3 protein-coding genes and 1 rRNA gene are annotated in these 4,041 nt (G+C 39.7%); all 4 read left to right on the top strand.

From position 1 onward, the window contains the following. A 5S ribosomal RNA gene (rrf, locus tag FTV08_RS15890) occupies positions 1–115 on the top strand. 289 nt (positions 116–404) lie between these two features. Beyond that, positions 405–1,769, top strand: a complete 1,365-nt coding sequence (locus FTV08_RS15885; protein WP_005094821.1) for an MFS transporter — start codon at positions 405–407, stop codon at positions 1,767–1,769. 342 nt (positions 1,770–2,111) lie between these two features. Continuing rightward, positions 2,112–3,461: an aromatic acid/H+ symport family MFS transporter gene (locus tag FTV08_RS15880; RefSeq protein ID WP_180087651.1), complete on the top strand. Its 1,350-nt coding sequence runs from the start codon at positions 2,112–2,114 to the stop codon at positions 3,459–3,461. Positions 3,462–3,566: 105 nt separating this feature from the next. Next, positions 3,567–3,962 (top strand): hypothetical protein, encoded by a 396-nt coding sequence (locus tag FTV08_RS15875; protein ID WP_257221286.1) that lies wholly within the window; start codon positions 3,567–3,569, stop codon positions 3,960–3,962. Positions 3,963–4,041: the final 79 nt, after the last annotated feature.

Below are 4,041 nucleotides of genomic sequence, written 5' to 3'. Positions count from 1 at the left end.
GCTGGCGACCATAGCAAGAGTGAACCACCTGATCCCTTCCCGAACTCAGAAGTGAAACCTCTTAGCGCTGATGGTAGTGTGGGGTTACCCATGTGAGAGTAAGTCATCGCCAGCTCATTATTCGAAAATCTCCCTCCGCTAAGGCAGAGGGGGATTTTTTTTATGCGTGGGTTTTTAGTCAAATAGCTCTTGGAATTGTTGAATATTGATTAAAAACTAGACTCATGGGTTTAGAATTTTAAGGAATAAGTAAGACTTTAGTCGGATATTGCATGAAAAGTAGCTGTGTTGAACTAAGTTGTTGCGAAGACATGGCGATAAGAATCATTAAAAATAATAAATAAGAGTTAGGGTCATGTGTCGTGCTGAAAACAACGAAAAAAACTCACAGGAGGTGAGTAAAAATGGCAGAAAACATGAAGCGAGTAGCAAACACTGTAAGTGTGAATGATGTGATTGATCAGGCAAAATTCACTAAATTTCACTTAAGCATTGTATTATGGTGTTTGTTTATTGTCCTATTTGACGGATATGATTTAGCAATTAACGGTGTCGTTCTGCCTCTACTTATGCAAGAGTGGGGCATGAGTGCTGTTCAAGCAGGCATGCTTGCAAGTACAGCACTCGCTGGCATGATGTTTGGAGCCATGCTGTTTGGGATGCTTGCAGACAAAATTGGTCGTAAAAAAGTTATCTTGATTTGTGTTTCTTTATTTAGTGCTTTTACATTTTTAGGTGGATTTACCACTAATCCAACAGAATTTGGTATTTTACGTTTTATTGCTGGTTTAGGGATTGGTGGTGTATTACCAAACTTAGTCGCTTTAACGTCTGAATATGCACCTAAACGTTTAAAAAGCACACTGGTAACCACCATGTTTAGTGGTTATGCGGTGGGCGGTATTATGGCTGCATTATGCGGTACATGGTTTACACCAAGTTTTGGTTGGGAAATTATGTTCTTCATTGCAGGTATTCCATTACTTTTTGTTCCATTTTTTTGGAAGTTCTTACCTGAGTCTTTAACTTTCCTAGTTAAAGAACAAAAAGTGAATGAAGCACGTCGTTTTATAAAGCAAGTCGAGCCAACTGCAGACATACAAGAAGATACTGAACTGGTTCTAGCTAGCGCTGATCAGACCCAAAGTGCATCAGTAAAAGCTTTATTTACAGAAAATCGTGCCACAGGAACATTCTTATTTTGGATTGCTTTCTTTATGTGCTTACTCATGCTTTACGCACTTGGAAGCTGGCTACCAAAACTGATGATGGCAGCGGGATATTCTTTAGGTAGCAGTTTAATGTTCTTATTAGCACTGAATATTGGTGCCGTGATCGGAACCATTAGCGGTGGTATTTTGGCAGACCGTTTTGACTTTAAACCTGTTCTTATGAGTATGTTAACTGTCGGTGTACTGTCTTTGGTTGGTTTGGGCTTTAATTCTCCAACCCCTGTTATTTATTTACTTGTCAGTTTAGCAGGTGCCTCATCTATTGGTACCAGTATCTTGTTATATAGCTATGTTGCTCAATACTATCCTGTTGCAGTACGTTCTACTGGTATTGGTTGGGCTTCTGCTGTAGGGCGTACAGGTGCAATCGTTGGCCCAATCGTGATTGGTATGCTGCTTGGGATGGAGTTACCACATAAATGGAACTTTATCGCAGTTGCAATGCCAGGTATTATTGGCATCATCGCTATTTCAATGATTCGTAAGCCACAACCTGGTCGCGTTATGGTGAAAAAATTAAAAACAGCCAAAATTTAAACTCTCGTAATTGACCTACTCAGTTAAAAAGCTCCTTACTTAAAGGGGCTTTTTCATATCTTTAGTATGAAATTAAATCAATATTCAATTGGTCAAAAGAATAAGCGGATTAAAAGAGCTTAAATATTGGGCGAATTAAAAAATAAATATCAATTATTCAAAAGTTTATATTAATAATAGTGTGACATATCACGCAAATAAATGACCTTTCGGTGAGCATAGCAGAATATCAATTAGTCTTATTGTGCCTTAAATCCCGCTTGCGTATATTGCCTGACATTGAAGATTGACTTCAGTCTTCAACAAGATGTTATGGACAAGTACTCATGGGAGATGAGAACGATGACAACGGAAAAAATAGATGTAAATTCTGTAGTCGATAATGCGAAATTCACGCCTTTCCACTTCAATGTAGTTGCTTGGTGTTTACTCATTATCTTATTTGATGGCTACGATCTGGCAATCAATGGTGTAGTTTTACCGTTATTGATGCAAGACTGGGGCTTAAGTGCAGTGCAGGCCGGAATGCTTGCAAGTACCGCACTGGCCGGCATGATGTTTGGTGCGATGATCTTTGGTTCCCTCGCGGACAAGATCGGTCGTAAGAAAGTAATCATGATCTGTATTGTATTATTCAGTGGTTTAACTTTTGCGGGTGGCTTTGCCTCAAATCCAACCGAATTCGGTATTTTACGTTTCCTTGCCGGTCTTGGTATTGGTGGCGTAATGCCAAACCTGGTGGCATTGACTTCAGAATATGCTCCACAAAAAATGCGTAGTACCCTGGTAACCACCATGTTTAGTGGTTATGCCGTTGGTGGTGTAATGGCTGCGTTATTGGGCTCATGGTTCACGCCAAGTTTTGGTTGGCAAATCATGTTCTTTATCGCGGGTATTCCATTATTTTTATTACCGGTAATCTGGAAATTCCTGCCTGAATCGCTGGCATTTATTGTGAAGCAGAACAAGCAGGCTGAAGCACGCCAAATTGTACGTCGTCTGGCGCCAAATCTGACAGTAACGGATAACACGGTACTTACTTTGCCACAGGAAAATGTGCCTGAAGCAGCGAACGTGGTCAGCTTGTTCCGTCGTGGTCGTGCGGTCAATACCTTACTGTTCTGGGTCGCGTTCTTTACTTGTCTGTTAACCATGTATGCACTGAGCAGCTGGTTGCCGAAGTTGATGATGGCAGCGGGCTATTCGATGGACAACAGTCTGATGTTCATGATGGTGATGAACGTGGGTGCGGTTGTAGGTATTGTGGGTGGTGGTATTCTGGCGGATCGTTTCCACCTGAAACCGGTACTGATGGTTCTGGGCATGATGGGTGCGATTGTAATGAGCTCAATGGGCTTTGCATCTAACCAGTTCTTGCTTTACATTTTGGTATTCCTAGCGGGTGCAGCGTCGATTGGTTCACAAATGTTGCTATATAGCTATGTTGCACAGTTCTACCCACTTGCGGTACGTTCGACAGGTATTGGCTGGTCTTCTGCGATTGGTCGTATGGGCGCGATTGTAGGGCCGATCCTGATTGGTGGCTTACTTGGTATGAATCTGCCAGCTTACTTTAACTTTATGGCAGTCGGTTTACCGGTTCTAATTACTGCAATTGCTGTTGCATTGATCATGCATGAAAATGAAGCTGACAAGATTGGTTCAGCTGAGCCAGCAGTATCGAAAGCTTAAAATCAAGTTTGAAATAAGAAGCCTCCGAAAGGGGGCTTTTTTATTTACTGATAATATAAAACCGTTTAGATTGAAAAATAGTTATCAATCTAAAAGTTAATAAGTATGAATTACCGTGAACAATGGGAAAAGTTTTTAGATCCTGATGTATTTAAAGACCGATTGATAAATATTTCAATGTATATAGCTATTTATGAAATGTTGAAAGATTCGATTATTAGTCGAATCAAAGACTTTTATGTTATGACTTTAATTGGTGCTAAGGATTTAGAAGGGGATGAAGAATATAGACTAGAAGTTTTATCAAGACATAAAAATCATTTTTACGCTTCTATTTCTTGGTTAATAGAAAATGAAGTAATTAATGAAGAAGATAAGGAAAATATTGAAATTTTAAAAAGTTATAGAAATTATTTGGCACATGAAATGAGTGATATCGTTTTTAATGGTGAAAGGCTTTGTTGCACAAAGCTATTCTTGAGGGCTTCTTTAGCAATATAATTTCCAGATGAAGAAGCCTGCACCTAAAACTTACCGTACAACCAATTGGTCCTCGTATAACCAAGCTTTAATCAAGCGA

Source organism: Acinetobacter sp. YH12226 (genome assembly GCF_013417805.1).
Lineage (GTDB): Bacteria > Pseudomonadota > Gammaproteobacteria > Pseudomonadales > Moraxellaceae > Acinetobacter.
The sequence above is the reverse complement of the archived record's forward strand: the minus strand, read 5'-3'. Positions and strand labels throughout refer to the sequence as shown.